A 298-nucleotide genomic window follows, 5' to 3' on the forward strand; every position below is an offset into this window, starting at 1 on the left:
GCTTTTACACGCCTGACGGTTTTCAAGACCGTTCCCTTCAGCCGGACTTGGGTAATCCTCCAATATTCAAATGGACCTTGTAGGACTTGAACCTACGACCACTCGGTTATGAGCCGAGAGCTCTAACCAGCTGAGCTAAAGGTCCGACAAGATCATTATAGCGGCGAAGGGGATCGAACCCCCGACCTCCCGGGTATGAACCGGACGCTCTAGCCAGCTGAGCTACACCGCCATATATCGGGAAGACAGGATTCGAACCTGCGACACCTTGGTCCCAAACCAAGTACTCTACCAAGCT

At 53.0% G+C, this 298-nt stretch carries 2 tRNA genes; both read right to left on the reverse strand.

Annotated features, from left to right (window positions below):
• Nucleotides 1–71: 71 nt before the first annotated feature.
• Nucleotides 72–145: transfer RNA gene (locus tag ADH54_RS03845), tRNA-Ile, on the reverse strand.
• A gap of 13 nt (nt 146–158) precedes the next feature.
• Nucleotides 159–232, reverse strand: a tRNA-Met gene (locus ADH54_RS03850).
• Between the last annotated feature and the right edge of the window lie 66 nt (nt 233–298).

Source organism: Streptococcus pseudopneumoniae (assembly GCF_001072315.1).
Taxonomy (GTDB): Bacteria; Bacillota; Bacilli; order Lactobacillales; family Streptococcaceae; genus Streptococcus; species Streptococcus pseudopneumoniae_R.